The following is a 17,229-nucleotide window of genomic DNA, read 5'->3' on the forward strand; positions in this document are numbered from 1 at the left end:
TTCTAATTTTAGATTACCTCAGTCTTAATTCTCTATTAAAATTCGAACGTTTCTCCCAGTTTTGGTAAAACAAGTTCTACATTTTTATCTGCGAAATGCTTTAATGCACTTTCATGATTGATCTCAATGGCAGGGAAAGTATCAAAGTGGCATCCAATTACCTTTGGAGTTTTCAATAATTCTGCTGCTGCAAAAGATGCTTTTCTCGGACACATTGTGTAGTGGCTTCCGATAGGAAGAATAGAAAGATCGATGTTACCATACAATCTTGGGAATAATTCCATATCTACCATTACTCCTGTATCTCCAGCTAAATAAACATTCTTCCCTTCAGGAAGTCTGAAAATATACCCTACAGGAACGCCCCCATAGCTCCCATCAGGAAAAGAACTCGTGTGGTGAGCCGGAACCATGGAAATCTTAAGATCGTCGATTTTTGCCGATCCTCCTAGGTTCACATCGTCTGTATTCTTCGCTGATTTGAAATAACCACATACTTCAGGCACTCCAATGATGGTTGCCTCAGGATAATGCTGTAATACTTCCCCTACATCAGCAATATGATCACCATGTGCATGGGTCAACAGGATGTAGTCGATTTTTTGAGCGGTAATATCAAAACCTGATTCCGCTTTTTTGTAATTGTAAAAAGGGTCACTCAAAATGGTCTTGTCCTTATAGGTGAACAAGAAACAATTTTGCCCTAAGAATTGTATTTTCATTTTAAATTTAATTTTAAAATCTTTAAACACAAATGACTCAAATGGTTTCACAATGAGATTTGTAAAAGCATTTGTGTTATTTGTGTTTTAATTGAACGCAACTGCGTTGTTTACTTTAAATATTTCCCGAAACGGATTATTTCTGTGGGAATTTATCCTCAATTAAGTTGAGTTTAATTCCATGTTCCAGATAGGCTTTACAACCGTCTAAAACTGTCGTAAAACCACCTGTATTGTCATTAACCTGTCTTAAAAGATCTTCACCAGTTTGGCTGAATCCATAGCTTTTAATAACAACAAGGGTTCCTTTTTCCATTGTTTTAAACTCATAGTCCACATTTGTTGAAGGCGATCCCCACTCTGTTCTGATTAGTTCATTTGGAATAATCTGATGCACTTTCACTTCAGATTTTACTCCATACATTTCCCATTCCCAGGTTACCGTTTTACCCTCTTCTAATTTTCCGGTAGATTTTGTAAACCAGAAATTAGTAGTTACTTCAGGATTGATGAATGCTTCAAAAACATCTTCAATCGGTTTTCTGATAAGCATTTGCGCTTCAACATAGATTGTAGGACTCATGATATAATATTTTAGATTTAGTTAAATAAATTAAGTCCGGCTGCTGTAAGAATTGCCATTATAAATGTCATAATTCCAACCTGCTTTAAATATTGATCTAATTCTTTCGGCTCTTTAACTGACATGATACTTCTTCTCAGTTTTGCTAATGGAAACAACAGAATCATGACGATGAAAGCATAATAGTCTTGCGCTTGTATAAATCCGTTTACCCCTAAAAAGATAAGGATCAGTACCAATGGAAGCTGTAACAGGATCATTTCATAGATCATTGCATTTTTGAATCCTATTCTTAATGCAAAACTGTTTTTTCCTGATAGTTTATCACTTTCAATATCCCTCATATTATTAAGGTTTAAAACGGCCATACTCATCATTCCTACTGCGGTTCCCGGTAATAGCATATCCCAGCTGAAAGTTTTTGTAAATAGGAAATAGCTACCACATACAGAAACAAGTCCAAAGAAGATAAACACAAAGATATCTCCCAGCCCCATGTATCCGTAAGGCTTTTTCCCTACTGTATATCCAATCGCTGCCAAAATACTTGCCACTCCTAAACCTATGAAAATGTAAAATTCATTCATATAGTTTGGAATGAAAGCAACATATAATAGTGCAATGGTAGCAATGAAAGATAATGCCGAGAACAAAATCACTGCATTTTTCATTTGCTTGGCAGTAATTTTTCCTGATGCTACTGCTCTTGCTTCAGCTTCATTAATTCTTTTGGCATCGGTTCCTTTTACTCCATCACCATAATCGTTGGCATAGTTTGATAAAATTTGGTACAATAGTGTTACCAGAAGTGCCAGAGCAAAGATTTTCCAGTCCCAGATCCCTCCTTCTCTGTACAATCTCCACTTTGCAATGAATGCTCCCATTATAATTCCGCTAAGGGAAAGCGGTAGAGTTCTTAGCCTTGCGGCTTTTATCCAATCAGTCATATTATTTTCATGTATTCATGTAAAATGTATTCATGTAAAATGATAAAAAACGACACCTATGCCATTAATACTTTTTACATGAATACATCCTTACAATATTTACGATATCCATTTATCTTCTCCGAAGTTTGGCTTTCTTTTTTCAAGGAATGCATTTCTTCCTTCTTGAGCTTCTTCTGTCATATAAGCCAAACGGGTTGCTTCTCCTGCGAAAACCTGCTGTCCTACCATGCCATCATCGGTAAGGTTCATAGCGAACTTCAGCATTCTGATTGACATTGGAGATTTTGCTAATATTTCTTGTGCCCACTCATAGGCTGTATCTTCTAATTCTGCGTGAGGAACTACTTTGTTTACCATTCCCATTTCAAAAGCTTCCTGAGCGGAGTAGTTTCTTCCTAAAAAGAAAATTTCACGAGCTTTCTTCTGTCCAACCATTTTAGCAAGGTAAGCAGATCCGTACCCACCGTCAAAACTTGTAACATCAGCATCTGTTTGCTTGAAAATAGCATGTTCTTTACTTGCTAAAGTAAGATCGCAAACTACATGAAGTGAGTGTCCGCCACCAACTGCCCATCCTGGAACAACTGCAATCACTACTTTAGGCATAAAGCGTATCAAACGTTGAACTTCCAGAATATTTAAACGGTGTCTTCCATCTTCTCCTACATACCCCTGATGTCCTCTTGCCTTTTGGTCACCTCCACTACAGAAAGCCCAACCTCCATCTTTAGGACTTGGCCCTTCTCCGGAAAGTAAAACCACGCCTATTGAAGGATCTTCAGAGGCATCATAAAAAGCATCATACAATTCTGAAGTTGTTTTAGGTCTGAAAGCGTTACGTATTTCCGGTCTGTTGAAAGCAATTCTTGCTACACCATTACATTTTTTATAGGTAATATCTTCGTATTCCTTGACGGTTTTCCACTCGATCATCTTATTAAAATTTTTCTCAAAGATACGGAATTACAGAGAATTTTTGGGGTTAAATTTATGGATCCACCTCATAAAAAATACATACAAGTTTCATCTCTTAACACAAAAAACCGAAGCATTACTGCTTCGGTTTTTATTATTATTGAGTTACAAAATGATTATTTTGCTCCAGCGCTAAGCTCAGCTTCTTTAGCTTTCATTTCCTTAACTTTATCTATGTTTTTTGTTACAACATAGATTTCTTTAAGTGTAGTAACTGCATCAATGTTCTTTGGATCTACTTTATACCAGCTTTCTGCAAATGGTAAAGCTTTAGCAAATCTTTCTCTTCTTGCATCAATTAATTTGGAAGCAGCGTCCGGCTTATCTTTTCTTGTTGCATTAATCTCTGCTACCACCTTAGGATCATCTCCAATTGTTGTATACACTATATTCTGATAAGCATTAGCAAAGTCAGGTTTAAGTTCTATTGCTTTCTTGAAAGAAGCTATAGCCTCTTCAACAGTAGCAGGAGTTTTAGCCTGCATTACTCCAAGGTTATACCAGTTTGTAGCATCGTTAGGATTCTTAGCCAATTGCTCTTTCAAACCTGCAACAAATTTGTCCATGTTTCCAGACTGAAGATATGCATTGGTTTGAGCTTCCTTCAATTTTGTATTGTTAGGGAATTTAGCTAATCCTTTTTCAATGATTACAAGCGCTTCATTTCCTTTCTTTGCATTAATAAGCAAAGTGGTTAAAGTTTCATACAAATCTGGTTCTACACTTGGCGTCTGCTCAGTTTTGAAATCAGAATAATCTGCATTCTTCTTCATAAGATCCCAAGTAGCCTTATCTAAGTTTACTGTCTGTCCGGATTTTTTTTCTTTTGCAGTGTAAGTAGTCTCTACTCCTGTATATCCTGAGTTAATTAAATCTGTATATATTTTGATTGCTGCATCGTTGTTATTTGCCAATGCGTGGCTAAGACCTGCATAATACATATACATTTTATTATCCTGACCGTTTGTCTTCAGTAAGTCATAGATTTCTATAAACTTAGGTGCCGCTGCTGCATAATTTTTTGCGTTGTACGCATCCATAGCAGCCTTGTTAGTAGCCTGAAGCTGGGCATTTACATCGCCCTTTTGTCCGAAAGCAAAAGCGGAGGCTACGATAGCCATACCTAAAATTAGTTTCTTCATAATAACTATTTTATATTAATTGTACATTTATTCTTCAGAATCAGAATTCTCATTTCCCTCTGCTGTATTTTCGTTTTCAGCCTGAGGTAGTTCAGTGTTTTCCTCGTTATCAGTTATTACTTCTGTTCCTTCTTCATTTTCTTCAGAATCTTCTTCTACATCTTTATCCATGGCTACTTTTGCAATGGCTGCAATTTCGTCATTTTTCTTAAGGTTGATCAGTTTTACACCTTGTGTATTTCTTCCCATTACTCTCATTTCATCCATTCCCATTCTGATGGCAACACCGGATTTATTGATGATCATCAATCCATCTTCATCTGTTACGTTTTGAATAGCAATCAGATTTCCTGTTTTTTCAGTAATGTTTAGAGTGATTACTCCTTTTCCTCCTCTGTTCGTAATTCTGTAGTCTTCTACTGCTGTTCTCTTTCCATATCCTTTTTCAGATACAACAAGAACGGTTTCGTTTTCTACATCATTCACAACAATCATACCAATAGCCTCATCATTATCTTCCATTGCAATACCACGAACCCCGATAGAACCTCTACCTACTTCTCTTACTTTCTCTTCAGGGAAACGGATACATTTACCATTTTTGGTAGCAATCATAATCTCGGAAGTACCATTGGTAAGATAAGCTCCTAATAATTGGTCATTATCTCTAATTTCAATTGCATTCACCCCATTTACTCTTGGTCTTGAATAGGCTTCCAATGATGTTTTCTTGATTGTACCATTCTTGGTTACCATCACTACACTCATTTGATTTACATATTCGGAGTCCTTAAGGTTATTGGTTCTGATATACGCCTTAATTTTATCATCCGGTTCAATGTTGATTAGGTTTTGTACTGCTCTTCCTTTGGCCGTTCTTGAACCTTCAGGGATCTCAAATACTCTTAACCAATAACATCTTCCTTTTTCTGTAAAGAACAACATATACTGGTGGTTGGTTGCAGAAACAATGTACTCAAGGAAGTCGGAATCCCTTGTAGTTGCTGCTTTATTTCCTACACCACCTCTACTTTGAATCTTATATTCTGAAAGCGAAGTTCTCTTTACGTATCCTGCATGAGAAATGGTAAGAACCACTGCTTCGTTCGGAATGATGTCTTCGATAGACATTTCTCCTCCTGAATAATCAATTTCAGTTCTTCTTTCGTCGCCGTATTTTTCTTTGATTTCGATTAATTCATCTTTAATGATCTGGAATCTTCTTGGTTCATTAGCCAAGATATCTTCTAAATCACCAATCTCTCTCATAATAGCATCATACTCGTCACGGATCTTATCAAGCTCCATTCCTGTCAAACGAGCTAATCTAAGATCTAGAATCGCCTGAGCCTGAATTTCTGAAAGTTCAAATGCTTCGATCAAGCCTTCTTTTGCAGCCTGAGGGTTAGCACTGTGACGGATAATAGAAATAGCTCTATCTAATGAATCCTGAGATCCAATTACTTTCATGAACCCTTCAAGGATGTGTGCTCTTTCTTTTGCTTTTTTAAGCTCATACTGGGTTCTTCTTACAATTACCTCATGTCTGTGCTCTACAAAGTGATGAATGATATCCTTTAGGTTCAACTGCTCCGGTCTTCCATGTACCAGCGCAATATTATTAACGCTGAAAGAAGTCTGAAGTGATGTATATTTATATAAAAGGTTTAGAACAACATTTGGAATGGCGTCGTTTTTCAATTCGTAAACAACACGAAGTCCTTTTCTATCCGATTCGTCTCTGATCTCGTGGATACCAGGGATTTTCTCATCTTTAACAAGCTCGGCTGTTCTGGCAATCATTTCTGCCTTGTTTACCTGATAAGGAATTTCAGTAACGATAATTGCGTTTCTGTTTCCGATTTCATCAAAGTTAACCTTAGCTCTTAAGACTACTCTACCTCTACCGGTATGGAAAGCATCTCTTACTCCATCGTAACCATAGATAATACCTCCTGTAGGGAAATCCGGTGCTATAATGTGCTGCATTAGCTCATCAATCGTAATATCTTTATTATCGATATAAGCACAGATTGCATCTACAGACTCTGACAGGTTGTGAGGCGCCATATTGGTTGCCATACCTACCGCAATACCAGAAGTACCGTTTACCAAAAGGTTCGGAACCTTTGTAGGCATCACTGTTGGCTCTTGCAAGCTGTCGTCAAAGTTATTCTGGAAATCAACTGTTTCTTTGTCTAAATCAGAAAGAATCTCATCTGAGATTTTTTTCAATCTTGCTTCGGTGTAACGCATTGCTGCTGGTGGGTCACCATCCATAGATCCGAAGTTACCTTGCCCGTCTACCTGAGGATAACGTAAGCTCCAGTCCTGAGCCATTCTCACCATTGCATCATATACAGAGGAGTCTCCGTGCGGGTGATATTTACCCAAAACATCCCCAACAATTCTCGCAGATTTTAAATATTTTCTATTCGAAAAAACCCCTAGTCCATACATACCGTAAAGTACTCTTCTATGAACGGGCTTCAAGCCGTCTCTTACGTCAGGTAGCGCTCTTGAAACGATAACCGACATCGAATAATCGATATAAGACGACTTCATTTCATCAACAATGTTGATAGGAATTAGTCTTTCTCCTTCTTTTTGCATAAACAAATTTTATTATAATGATTGTCAGACCCTTAGCTGAAAGTCTGAAAATTATTCATTTTGAATTTTTATTAACGGGCTAATTTACGAAAAAAATGCCGATTTTTGCGCTAGAATTTATCCACAAAATCTTAAAAATTCTTAAAATATGAGCCTATTAAGTATAACTTTCCACTGTACGAAAAATAATCTGGAAGAATGGGAAAATTATATTGATGATACATTGGTTTTAATGACCGAAAATCTAATGGATGTCAGCAAGTATATTCTTTCTGAAGTACACAGTGATTTTATTGATGAGGGTAAAAATTACAACCTCCTTCTTATGTTTGATAATGATGAGCTGAGAAATGATTTTATTGAGAGTGAGCTAAAAAATATAGCTGAACATGTTGAGAATAAATTCGGGCAGGAAGTAATGATCTTCAATACTTTTTTAAATCCTAAGAAAAGCAGACTTTAAAATAGAGAACCCCTGAAATTTCAGGGGTTTTTATTTATATAGCAATACACTCCGTACTGCTAGTATCTATTTCTTTTCTTAACCTGCCCAGGTGCATAATCTTTGGCGCTACCTCCATATATTTTCTTCGCCTGTCCCGGCGGAAGTGGTTTAGATCCATTTCCACGTCCGTTATCATGAACAACACATGACGCCAACATAAATACCACAATAAGGGCTCCTGTAATTTTAAACATACTTTTCATTATTTTCCTTTTTCAAACTTAGGTATGAAATAGAACAATGTTGATGCCAAATAATTTAAAGCTCAAGATTCAAGGTTAATAATCTATGGTTAAATCCTTTTAGTAGCTCACTACTTTTTATTTGTTACTGATCAGATGATTTCGCTTCTCCTTTCCATCATAACAAGATCTTTCCATCCATCGTTGAGTTTTCCAATTTTTTTGCGGACACCTACTATTTTGAAACCATTTTTTTGATGAGCTTTGATTGCAATTTCATTTTCCGGAAAAATATTGGTCTGTAAAGTCCAGAATCCGTGATCCTCGCTATCCAAAATCAGCTTTTTAAGCAGAACTGAACCCAAACCCTTGCCCTGGTATTCATTATCAAAATAAATACTCACTTCTGCCACTCCTTTGAAGCATTCTCTTTTACTCACCGGTTTTAGGGCACACCATCCTACTACTTCATTGCTTTCGTTTTCAAGGACCCAACGGCAATCATTGAAATAAGCCATACTCCAGGCTTCAACCGTAGGAACTTCTGTTTCTAAAGTGGCAATACCACCGTCTACTCCCTGCCTGAAAATTTCCAGCACCCTCGCCTCGTCATTAGGAAGCATTTCTCTTAATTCGTAATTCATTGTATTTAATGGTATTTTCGTTTACTTTTTCTCTTAATTCTTGAATAATGGGTCTGCTTGCTTTTTTCGTCTTCAGAAACCACACTGATATTCCCATCTACCTCCAGAACGGATAGTTTTACATTCTTAATTTGTTCTATCCCATGCTCCCTGATTGCCTCCTCCAGTTCACCCTGTGTAATCTTTACTCTGTTCAATGCTGCCTGATCCGCGACACCATCTCTTATCAAAATCACAGGATCATCTTCCAAAAACGATTCAAAGGAACGATTGGAAAACATTAATCTTTTTAAGATAAAGTTAGCTGCAAACAAAACTAATGCCGCTACAATCCCGCCCTGCAATGAAGTATCAGGACCTACCATAGCATTCTGTACAGCATTGGAAATAAGGAGCAGTAAAACCACATCTCCTGCATTAAGTTGCGAAAGCTGATTTTTACCAAATAAACGAATAGCAATCACCATGAAAAGGTAAACGCAAAGGGAACGAACCGCGACATTAAGAATAGGATCCACAATTTTTTTTATCTAATTCAAATGTATTGATTTTTTGCTATTGTATTGATGTGTTCATATAAAATGTATAATGCTTCTATATCTCATTAATAAATCCCGATTCTTGGTATAAGATTTGCCACTTATCCCAAAAAACCTGTTAATGAAAAAACTACTGTTCTTATGTCTTGGTATTGTACTGTTTTTTGTTTCTTGTGAAAAAAATAAATCCCAGAGTACCCCATCCTCCAATACCGCAATTGATATCAAAGTAAAGGAGCTTTACACAAAATATGGTAAGTCTAATGAAGCTGTTTACAATCAGCCTATTCCAGACGATTTATTTTCTCAAGACCTAAAAAAGGCTTTAGAAAATGCTATCAACACCTCAAAAAATGATATTGAAAAAGTAAAAAACAGTGATCACCCTGATGAAAAACCTCTCATATTTGAAGGCGCTATTTTTTCCAGTTTATACGAGGGATATACAAGTTATAAAATTCAGTCCATTACAGTGAATGGAAAAACAGCAGATGCAATGGTTCATTTTGAATATAATATGGCTTCTCCGAAAGTATCATGGGTAGATACAGTACATCTTATTGACTCCGATAAAGGATGGAAAATAGATAACATTACTTTTGATTCCATTGGGAATTCCAAGGATCTTAAAGCAAGTCTGATTGAATTTACGAAAAGTATACATGAATAGAAAAGACCGCTTATAATAAGCGGTCTTAATTTTTTATGGACATTGAACGATTGGAATTTCGCTGCAAAAAACTTTGTCTGCCCATTCGCAATACGTACAATATTGTTTTGGTTGTCCTCCGTACACTGACTTCAAATCTGCCTTAGCCAGTTTCTTTAAATTTTTCATATAGTTTTAATTTATGGTTTGATAAAATTAAAACGAATTCTTTCCTGATTCATTATAAATTTGCTCATTAATTTTACAGAATTTTCATTTATAATATAAAATTAAAACAGATTTAAATATGCAACTCTATCAATTAAAGCGAAATATGATTTTTTAAAGCTTTTCTGAGGATTATCTGTTATGGATTTCCACAGTTACAGGCATTACATAGGTATAAGCAACCATGTTGTCACTCATTTTTCTTTGATCTACTCTATAATCAAGTTCACTTAAAACCGCTTCAATTTCTTTGCTTACGGTTTTGCAATCACCCGTTGAATGAACATTCACAATTTTCCCGTTTTTAGCGATATCAAATTTCACTACGGAATTGACTGTTCCTTGTCTATATTCAGGATTATCCAAATCAAAGTTTGACATCAATCGAGTTCTGATATCGTTAAAAGTCTCGCTCTTATTCAGTTGAATTTCCTGGATGGTATTATGATCTGTAGTTTGTGCCTGAGTTGTATTCATTACAGTAGCAAATCCAACAACAAAAAGTGACGCCAATAATATTTGAATTCTATTTTCCATAACTACTTGGTTTTAAATGTTATACTAACCTTATTTTGTATCTCTTACCCAAAGTTATTAAAAATAATTCATATTAAATTCACTTTCGGTTAACATTGAGTTAACATTAAAATATAAAATATTGATAATCAGAATAATATATATTAAAAATAATTGAAAATTTAATATTGGAAGCTATAATTGGGCATAAAAAATGGCTAAACCCGATCAGTTTAGCCATTGATAATTATATTTAATGACTTAGTGATTAAAATACAACTTTCGCAATATGATGCATTAATTCTAAAAGTTTAGGCGTTTTATCTGCAAATTCAACTCCTAAAAAAGTAATATTTTTCCAGTCATTAAGTCTTTTTCCTAAATCAAAAACAGTATCATGCCATTTTCTTAAAGTTGTTTTAGCCTCTTTAACTTTATTTTCGCTTTCAGCTTGTTTTAATTCCATCAGATCTTTCATGCCATCCATGAAAATATTTTTCCATTCTACATTTTCTATTTTCAATTCTTGAAACTCTTTTATTATTTGTTCAGCTTTTAAAACATCTGAATCCGTAGAATAGGAATTAAAATAATTCGTTTGAGTATTATTTTGCCCACCAAATTGATTTCCGCTAAATGTTGATTTTTCTCCAAAGTTAAATTGATCTCCCATAGTTATTAGTTTTCTTGTTTATTATGTTTACCTCCTATTTGATTTTTTTCTAATATTGATCCATCACCAAAGTCATAAACATCACCAACATTAAAATTTTTTATATTAAAGCTTGGTAAAATTTTCATTTTTTGCATTTCTTCTCTGGTATAAAATTCAATAATTTTTTTATCATATACAGCCCCTAAAAGAGGTATAATTTCAACATGATCATCAGATTTACGACATTCAATTTTTAATTTGCCTTTTTTTGTTTTTCTTATTAAATCCTTTTCTCTATCATACAACTGAGGTAGGCTAGATTCTTTACACTCATTACAATTACAAGGAATTAATTCTACCACTTCTAGATTATTAAACCAACTTTTCTGTACTTTAAGTAACTCTGTTCTTATCTCTTGTAAAAGTTCAACTTGATTTTCACCTTTGGTTGTTATTTTGATATATCGATTAGCATCATTTTTTTCAAAATGCTCAGTAATCTTAGCCCAAGTGCTTCCTGATAATAAAACACCAGCATTGCTACAAATTAAATTATTATGAATATATTCACTTTTTCTAACTAAAACCCTAGGTATAAGCCCTTTAGGCATTATTTCATACTTGAAAATAACTTGTAATCCATCAGAAAAATCTATATCATTGTTCGGTAATTCGTTAGGCATCAATAAAGGAATCAGATAATCACTATCATTAAGTGTATAACAGATATCATAATGATTTTTTAGCATTAACCGAAGTATATTATCTATTTCACTCTTAGAATAAGTTTTAGATCTTTTTTTATTTGAACTTCCTAGATAATCATTTAACCATTCTTTAGTAAATTTTCCATTTTTACCCTCTAACTCTTTACTAGTAATGATTCCATATATAGCATCAATTAACCAATGTGGGTTAAGAATAATGAGATGACTCAAAGAAGTATCTTCTTCATAATAAATAATCTTTCCTATTAGATCTAAATATTCTAAAGTTTTTTGGATGATTTTAGGTTCATTATAATTTAATTCTGAACATAAAGATTCAAAATCTTGAATTGTCATATAATCTAGATTATCAGTTTCCTTTTTTTTATCTATTTTATCTGATATGGCTTTACAATACTTAGGGTATTCTTCACCGATATGTGGAAGCTGTAAAATTGACTTATCAATATAATTTTTGAATTCAAAAAAACGATCAGCATCTTTTGATAAATCTTGATGAAATTCTTTAAAAAGAAAACCTAATTTTTCATATTGCTTTGAATTGAAGTTAGTACTTTCTGTTGTCCTATTTATTTGATTAAAAAGGATTAAAATCTTATTCTCATTACCTGTAAATAGTTTTAGTTTAGACATCCAATAATCAAAATTTGGATTATCCTTTCTATTATCTGAAACTAATATATATACCGCATTCTTTTTTAGGAAATATTGATGTAAATAATATTGCTTTTCTTGCCCTCCAAAATCCCAAATGTTTACTAATATATGTTCTTTTTTCTCTGGAATTTGCACTACATAATCAGAATGTATTTCTACGCCTAAAGTCTCTTCTAAATATTGATCAGGAATTTTATACTCATTATCTAATAATTTTTTTCTAAGCGATGATTTTCCATGTCTTGGCTCTCCTACTATAAGCAATTTAGCTTCATACAAAGGTTCAGTACCATAGTTTTCCGCTTCTTCAAACCATTCTATAATCTTTTCTTTCCCTTGCTGTACAACCGCCATTGGGGGCTTTATCAAAGGGTTATCTTCAAGAAATATTCCGTAAAAAAAATACTTATCATTTACAATATCTAATCCTTTTCTAAAATAGGGTAACAAAGAACTAATATTATAAATTAGATTTTTTGATAAGTTAATACTTGAAAGTTGTTTTAGTCCCTCTAAATTCTTAATTTCTGCAATTTTGTTTCCAGATAAATTAAGTATTGAAAGTTTTTTTAGTCCCTCTAAATTTTTAATTTCTGTGATTTGATTTTCAGACAAATAAAGTACCGAAAGCTCTTTTAATGACTCTAAGTTCTTAATTTCTGTAATTCGATTTTCAGATAAATTAAGTCCTGAAAGCTGTTCTAATTTTTTCAAGTTTTTAATCTCTATAATTTGGTTTCCATAAAAGTTAAGTACTAAAACATGTTTTAATTCTTCCAAATTTTTAATTTCTGTGATTTGATTTCTAGATAAATCAAGTTCTGAAAGTTGCTTTAACTCTTCAAGGTTCTTAATTTTAGATATTTGATTTTCAGATAAGTTAAGTGTAGAAAGTAGCTTTAATTCTTCAAGATTCTTAATATCAGTAATTTGATTATCAGATAAGTTAAGTTGAGAAAGCAACTTCAATCTTTCTAAATTCTTAATCTCAGAAATTTGATTATCAGATAAGTTAAGTTGAGAAAGCAACTTCAATCTTTCTAAATTCTTAATCTCAGAAATTTGATTATCAGATAAATAAAGTAATGATAACTCTTTTAATTCTTCAAGATTTTTAAGCTCTGTAATTTGATTCCTAGATAAGTTAAGTTGGGAAAGCAGCTTTAATCTTTCTAAATTCTTAATCTCAGAAATTTGATTATCAGATAAATAAAGTAATGATAACTCTTTTAATTCTTCAAGATTTTTAAGCTCAGATATTTTATTATCAGATAGGTTAAGTTGGGAAAGCAACTTCAATCTTTCTAAATTCTTAATCTCGGCAATTTGATTTTCAGATAGGTTAAGTTCTGAGAGTAACTTTAACTCTTCCAGGTTCTTAATCTCAGTAATTTGATTCTCAGATATGTCAAGTTTTGAGAGTAACTTTAACTCTTCCAGACGCTTAAGTTCATAAATTTGATTTCTTGACAAATTAAGTTCTGAAAGTAGCTTTAAGTCTTGCAGATTCTTAATCTCAGTAATTTGATTTCTTGACAAATTAAGTTCTGAAAGTAATTTTAACTCTTCCAGGTTCTTAATCTCAGTAATTTGATTTCTTGACAAATTAAGTTCTGAAAGTAATTTTAACTCTTCCAGGTTCTTAATCTCAGTAATTTGATTCTCAGATAGGTTAAGTTTTGAAAGTAGATTTAATTCTTCCAAATTATTAATCTCAATAATTTGATTATCAGATAGGTTAAGTTCTGAAAGTAACTTTAATTCTTTCAGATTCTTAATCTCTGTAATTTGATTTCCTGACAAATTAAGTTTTGATAGAAATTTCAGGCATTTTATACTTTCTATTTCAAATATCTCATTATTACATAAACTAATGCCTATTATTTGTCTTTCTTTATTAATTTCATAATGATTTTTATATTCATATAACATTATATTTTTTTCTTCAGGTAGCTCATTTAATTCTAAATTGTAGATGCTTTCTAATTCAACAATTTCTTGTGGTTTATTCATTTACTAGTTTTCGCCAAAAATAAATAAAAAAACCACAATTTTCATTGTGGTTTTCCGTAATATCTTTACATAATTTTACTCCAATTCTCTCTTCAAAAACTTCCCTGTTAAGCTTTTCTTAGATTTTATAATTTCCTCAGGAGTTCCTTGTGCTACGATCTGTCCACCGTATTTTCCTCCTTCCGGGCCTACATCAATGATATGGTCTGCCAGCTTGATGACATCCATATTATGTTCAATAATAATGAATGAGTTTCCTAGTTCTACCAATTGATTGATGGCATCCATCAGGATTTTTACATCTTCAAAGTGAAGTCCTGTGGTAGGTTCATCCAGAATATATAAGGTGTTTCCGGTTTGTCTTTTTGATAATTCTGTTGCCAGCTTAATACGCTGCGCTTCTCCTCCTGAAAGCGTTGTTGACTGCTGTCCCAATGTAATGTACCCTAATCCTACATCCTGCAATGTTTTTACCTTTGCAAAAATCTTAGGAATAGGTTGGAAGAAGTCTACTGATTCATCAATAGTCATATCCAATACATCGGAAATGGATTTTCCTTTGTAACGTACTTCCAGCGTTTCTCTGTTGAAACGTTTTCCGTTGCAGGTTTCACAATGAACATATACATCAGGTAGGAAATTCATCTCGATTACCTTTAATCCTCCACCCTGGCAGGTTTCACATCTTCCTCCTTTTACGTTGAAAGAGAATCTTCCAGGTTTGTATCCACGAATTTTACTTTCCGGTAATTCTGCAAAAAGGTTTCTAATGTCTGTAAACATACCTGTATAGGTTGCCGGATTTGAACGGGGAGTTCTTCCGATCGGAGCCTGATCTACGTCTACAATTTTATCTATATTATCAAGTCCTTCAATCTTTTTATAAGGTAAAGGCTCCTGAACTGCTCTATAGAAATGTTTATTAAGAATTGGATATAAAGTTCCGTTAATCAGGGAAGATTTTCCACTTCCTGAAATTCCGGTTACTACAACCAGTTTTCCCAAAGGAATATCCAGCGTAACGTTTTTAAGATTGTTTCCTGTAGCACCTTTTAATAGGATATTTTTTCCGCTACCAACTCTTCTTTCGGCAGGAACTTCAATTTTTCTTTTTCCGTTAATATATTGAGCTGTAATAGTATCTGCCTTTAAAAGATCTTTCGGCTTCCCTTGCCAAAGGATCTCGCCTCCAAATTTTCCGGCTCTTGGGCCGATATCCAGAACCTCATCGGCTTCCAGAATCATATCCTTATCATGTTCTACCACTAACACTGAGTTTCCTATATCTCTAAGATTCTTCAATGAATGAATCAGTCTTTCGTTATCTCTTTGGTGAAGTCCGATACTTGGCTCATCCAAAATGTACAGTACGTTTACCAGCTGAGATCCGATCTGCGTTGCCAAACGAATTCTTTGAGATTCTCCTCCTGAAAGGGTTTTTGAACTTCTGCTCAAACTCAGATAATCTAAACCAACGTCCAATAGGAACTGAAGTCTTGTTTCAATTTCCTTTAATATTTCGTGGGCAATGATTTTATTTTTCTCTGAAAACTTATCTTTAACATCAGCCAACCAGTCTTTTAGATCTGCCAAGCTTAATCCATTAACCTCAGCAATATTTTTTCCATCGATTTTAAAACTTAAACTTGATGGCTGAAGACGGGTTCCATTACATTCAGGGCATGTTTCTTCTGTTGTAAAGTGTCTTTCCAGCAAAATAGCTTCGTAGGATTCTTTTTCATCAATAATTTCTTCCATGAAAGCGATCAAACCATCGAAACTAATTTTTATTTTCTTGGTAATTCCTGCGTATTTCAGGTCTTTATTGAATTCTTTGTGACATCCGTTATAGATGTAATCCAAAGCTTCTTCGGGAATATCCTGCAATGGTGTAGTCATTCCCAGTCCGAAGATCTCCAAAATATTTTTTATCTGTGCAAGGATCCATTTATTGGACTTGATATCTTCCAACGGCAATAACCCTCCCTGATTGATGGATAATTTTGGATTGTCGATAAAGTAGTCTGTATTGATCTTTTTGATGGTTCCCAATCCTTTACAATTCGGGCAGCTTCCTTTTGGAGAGTTGAAAGAGAATGTATTCGGTTCGGGTAACGCTAGTGAATGCCCTGTTTCTGCATCCATCAGGTTTTTGGAGAAATATTCAATCTCTGTACTTCCCAACTTCTGAATTCCGATGATTCCTTCTCCCATTTCCATGGCAGTTCGTAAGGATTTTTCCATTCTGCCTTCGGAAGCGCTTTCCCCGATAATCCAACGATCGATGACAATGTCAATATCGTGGGTTTTATAACGGTCAAGTTTCAAATCATATTCAATATCCTGCAGCTCACCATCAATTCTTGCCTGTCCGTATCCTTTTTTGGCCATCTGTACGAAAAGTTCGTGGTAATGCCCCTTTCTGGAACGTACAACGGGAGCCAATAGCATGATCTTTTCTCCTTTATAGTTTCCCTTAATGGTATCAAGGATCTGATCTTCCGTATAACTTACCAGTTTTTGTCCGGTAGACAAAGAGTAAGCATCTGAAACTCTCGCATATAAAAGACGTAGGAAATCGTATAATTCTGTAACAGTTCCTACGGTAGAACGAGGATTTTTATTGGTTGTTTTCTGCTCGATGGCAATAACGGGCGAAAGTCCTTCAATTTTATCTACATCAGGACGTTCCAATCCACCCAAAAACTGACGTGCATAGGCAGAAAAGGTTTCTATATAACGACGTTGGCCTTCTGCAAAAATGGTATCGAATGCCAGTGAAGACTTTCCACTTCCGGAAAGTCCGGTAATTACTACCAGTTCGTTACGCGGAATTTTAACATTAATATTCTTTAGATTGTGCTCTCGTGCTCCGTAAACTTCTATATATTCTGTTGATTTGCTCATAATTTGGAATGACTTTGCCTG

The 17,229-nt window shown here is 34.2% G+C and carries 16 protein-coding genes; 2 read left to right on the plus strand and 14 right to left on the minus strand.

The annotated features are described in order from the left end of the window. Window positions 1-35: 35 nt before the first annotated feature. The 6 genes from C1638_RS01200 to gyrA form a co-directional block, all read right to left on the minus strand. Window positions 36-722 carry a metal-dependent hydrolase gene (locus C1638_RS01200; protein ID WP_109617452.1) on the minus strand — a complete coding sequence of 229 codons (687 nt, stop codon included), beginning with the start codon at window positions 720-722 and terminating at the stop codon, window positions 36-38. A gap of 136 nt (window positions 723-858) precedes the next feature. Then, complete coding sequence (locus tag C1638_RS01205; RefSeq protein ID WP_109617454.1) at window positions 859-1,305, minus strand: SRPBCC family protein; 447 nt, start codon at window positions 1,303-1,305, stop codon at window positions 859-861. A gap of 17 nt (window positions 1,306-1,322) precedes the next feature. After that, a complete protein-coding gene (menA, locus tag C1638_RS01210) occupies window positions 1,323-2,252 on the minus strand; it encodes a 1,4-dihydroxy-2-naphthoate octaprenyltransferase (RefSeq protein ID WP_109617456.1) in 930 nt (309 codons plus the stop codon). A gap of 99 nt (window positions 2,253-2,351) precedes the next feature. Continuing rightward, window positions 2,352-3,188, minus strand: coding sequence for a 1,4-dihydroxy-2-naphthoyl-CoA synthase (locus C1638_RS01215; protein WP_109617458.1), 837 nt, complete (start codon window positions 3,186-3,188; stop codon window positions 2,352-2,354). Window positions 3,189-3,346: 158 nt separating this feature from the next. Then, the gene (locus C1638_RS01220) at window positions 3,347-4,372 is read right to left on the minus strand and encodes a tetratricopeptide repeat protein (RefSeq protein ID WP_109617459.1); all 1,026 of its coding nucleotides are present in this window, start codon (window positions 4,370-4,372) and stop codon (window positions 3,347-3,349) included. A 27-nt stretch (window positions 4,373-4,399) separates the two neighbouring features. After that, window positions 4,400-6,985 carry a DNA gyrase subunit A gene (gyrA, locus tag C1638_RS01225; RefSeq protein WP_109617461.1) on the minus strand — a complete coding sequence of 862 codons (2,586 nt, stop codon included), beginning with the start codon at window positions 6,983-6,985 and terminating at the stop codon, window positions 4,400-4,402. A gap of 148 nt (window positions 6,986-7,133) precedes the next feature. Here gyrA and C1638_RS01230 point away from each other — a divergent pair, with 148 nt between their 5' ends. Next, window positions 7,134-7,448, plus strand: a complete 315-nt coding sequence (locus C1638_RS01230; RefSeq protein ID WP_109617463.1) for a DUF4286 family protein — start codon at window positions 7,134-7,136, stop codon at window positions 7,446-7,448. 59 nt (window positions 7,449-7,507) lie between these two features. On the opposite strand, the gene C1638_RS01235 is transcribed toward C1638_RS01230, so the two are convergent. The 3 genes from C1638_RS01235 to C1638_RS01245 all read right to left on the minus strand — a co-directional run bounded on the left by C1638_RS01235 (window position 7,508) and on the right by C1638_RS01245 (window position 8,834). After that, a complete protein-coding gene (locus tag C1638_RS01235) occupies window positions 7,508-7,693 on the minus strand; it encodes a quinol oxidase subunit 4 (protein ID WP_109617465.1) in 186 nt (61 codons plus the stop codon). A 131-nt stretch (window positions 7,694-7,824) separates the two neighbouring features. Next, on the minus strand, window positions 7,825-8,316 hold the full coding sequence (locus C1638_RS01240) for a GNAT family N-acetyltransferase (protein WP_109617467.1): 492 nt from the start codon (window positions 8,314-8,316) through the stop codon (window positions 7,825-7,827). A 5-nt stretch (window positions 8,317-8,321) separates the two neighbouring features. Then, a complete protein-coding gene (locus tag C1638_RS01245) occupies window positions 8,322-8,834 on the minus strand; it encodes a DUF421 domain-containing protein (protein WP_109617469.1) in 513 nt (170 codons plus the stop codon). Between the two features lie 142 nt (window positions 8,835-8,976). Between C1638_RS01245 and C1638_RS01250 the strand changes: the two genes are divergently transcribed. Beyond that, window positions 8,977-9,525, plus strand: coding sequence for a DUF3828 domain-containing protein (locus C1638_RS01250; RefSeq protein WP_109617471.1), 549 nt, complete (start codon window positions 8,977-8,979; stop codon window positions 9,523-9,525). Between the two features lie 33 nt (window positions 9,526-9,558). On the opposite strand, the gene C1638_RS01255 is transcribed toward C1638_RS01250, so the two are convergent. The 5 genes from C1638_RS01255 to uvrA form a co-directional block, all read right to left on the minus strand. Beyond that, window positions 9,559-9,693 carry a bacteriocin-like protein gene (locus C1638_RS01255; RefSeq protein WP_109617473.1) on the minus strand — a complete coding sequence of 45 codons (135 nt, stop codon included), beginning with the start codon at window positions 9,691-9,693 and terminating at the stop codon, window positions 9,559-9,561. 171 nt (window positions 9,694-9,864) lie between these two features. Beyond that, the gene (locus C1638_RS01260) at window positions 9,865-10,269 is read right to left on the minus strand and encodes a hypothetical protein (RefSeq protein ID WP_109617475.1); all 405 of its coding nucleotides are present in this window, start codon (window positions 10,267-10,269) and stop codon (window positions 9,865-9,867) included. Window positions 10,270-10,516: 247 nt separating this feature from the next. Further along, window positions 10,517-10,921 carry a hypothetical protein gene (locus tag C1638_RS01265; RefSeq protein WP_109617477.1) on the minus strand — a complete coding sequence of 135 codons (405 nt, stop codon included), beginning with the start codon at window positions 10,919-10,921 and terminating at the stop codon, window positions 10,517-10,519. 5 nt (window positions 10,922-10,926) lie between these two features. After that, a complete protein-coding gene (locus tag C1638_RS01270) occupies window positions 10,927-14,301 on the minus strand; it encodes a leucine-rich repeat domain-containing protein (protein WP_109617479.1) in 3,375 nt (1,124 codons plus the stop codon). Between the two features lie 75 nt (window positions 14,302-14,376). After that, window positions 14,377-17,208, minus strand: a complete 2,832-nt coding sequence (gene uvrA / locus C1638_RS01275; RefSeq protein ID WP_109617481.1) for an excinuclease ABC subunit UvrA — start codon at window positions 17,206-17,208, stop codon at window positions 14,377-14,379. Window positions 17,209-17,229 lie beyond the last annotated feature (21 nt).

The sequence above is a fragment of the Chryseobacterium oncorhynchi genome (assembly GCF_002899895.1).
Lineage (GTDB): Bacteria > Bacteroidota > Bacteroidia > Flavobacteriales > Weeksellaceae > Chryseobacterium > Chryseobacterium oncorhynchi.

What these genes read in the sequence shown, in the direction of transcription:
- C1638_RS01200 (WP_109617452.1), bottom strand. Translation starts at nt 722, where the DNA reads ATGAAAATACAATTCTTAGGGCAAAATTGTTTCTTGTTCACCTATAAG.
- C1638_RS01205 (WP_109617454.1), bottom strand. Translation starts at nt 1,305, where the DNA reads ATGAGTCCTACAATCTATGTTGAAGCGCAAATGCTTATCAGAAAACCG.
- menA (WP_109617456.1), bottom strand. Translation starts at nt 2,252, where the DNA reads ATGACTGATTGGATAAAAGCCGCAAGGCTAAGAACTCTACCGCTTTCC.
- C1638_RS01215 (WP_109617458.1), bottom strand. Translation starts at nt 3,188, where the DNA reads ATGATCGAGTGGAAAACCGTCAAGGAATACGAAGATATTACCTATAAA.
- C1638_RS01220 (WP_109617459.1), bottom strand. Translation starts at nt 4,372, where the DNA reads ATGAAGAAACTAATTTTAGGTATGGCTATCGTAGCCTCCGCTTTTGCT.
- gyrA (WP_109617461.1), bottom strand. Translation starts at nt 6,985, where the DNA reads ATGCAAAAAGAAGGAGAAAGACTAATTCCTATCAACATTGTTGATGAA.
- C1638_RS01230 (WP_109617463.1), top strand. Translation starts at nt 7,134, where the DNA reads ATGAGCCTATTAAGTATAACTTTCCACTGTACGAAAAATAATCTGGAA.
- C1638_RS01235 (WP_109617465.1), bottom strand. Translation starts at nt 7,693, where the DNA reads ATGAAAAGTATGTTTAAAATTACAGGAGCCCTTATTGTGGTATTTATG.
- C1638_RS01240 (WP_109617467.1), bottom strand. Translation starts at nt 8,316, where the DNA reads ATGAATTACGAATTAAGAGAAATGCTTCCTAATGACGAGGCGAGGGTG.
- C1638_RS01250 (WP_109617471.1), top strand. Translation starts at nt 8,977, where the DNA reads ATGAAAAAACTACTGTTCTTATGTCTTGGTATTGTACTGTTTTTTGTT.
- C1638_RS01255 (WP_109617473.1), bottom strand. Translation starts at nt 9,693, where the DNA reads ATGAAAAATTTAAAGAAACTGGCTAAGGCAGATTTGAAGTCAGTGTAC.
- C1638_RS01260 (WP_109617475.1), bottom strand. Translation starts at nt 10,269, where the DNA reads ATGGAAAATAGAATTCAAATATTATTGGCGTCACTTTTTGTTGTTGGA.
- C1638_RS01265 (WP_109617477.1), bottom strand. Translation starts at nt 10,921, where the DNA reads ATGGGAGATCAATTTAACTTTGGAGAAAAATCAACATTTAGCGGAAAT.
- C1638_RS01270 (WP_109617479.1), bottom strand. Translation starts at nt 14,301, where the DNA reads ATGAATAAACCACAAGAAATTGTTGAATTAGAAAGCATCTACAATTTA.
- uvrA (WP_109617481.1), bottom strand. Translation starts at nt 17,208, where the DNA reads ATGAGCAAATCAACAGAATATATAGAAGTTTACGGAGCACGAGAGCAC.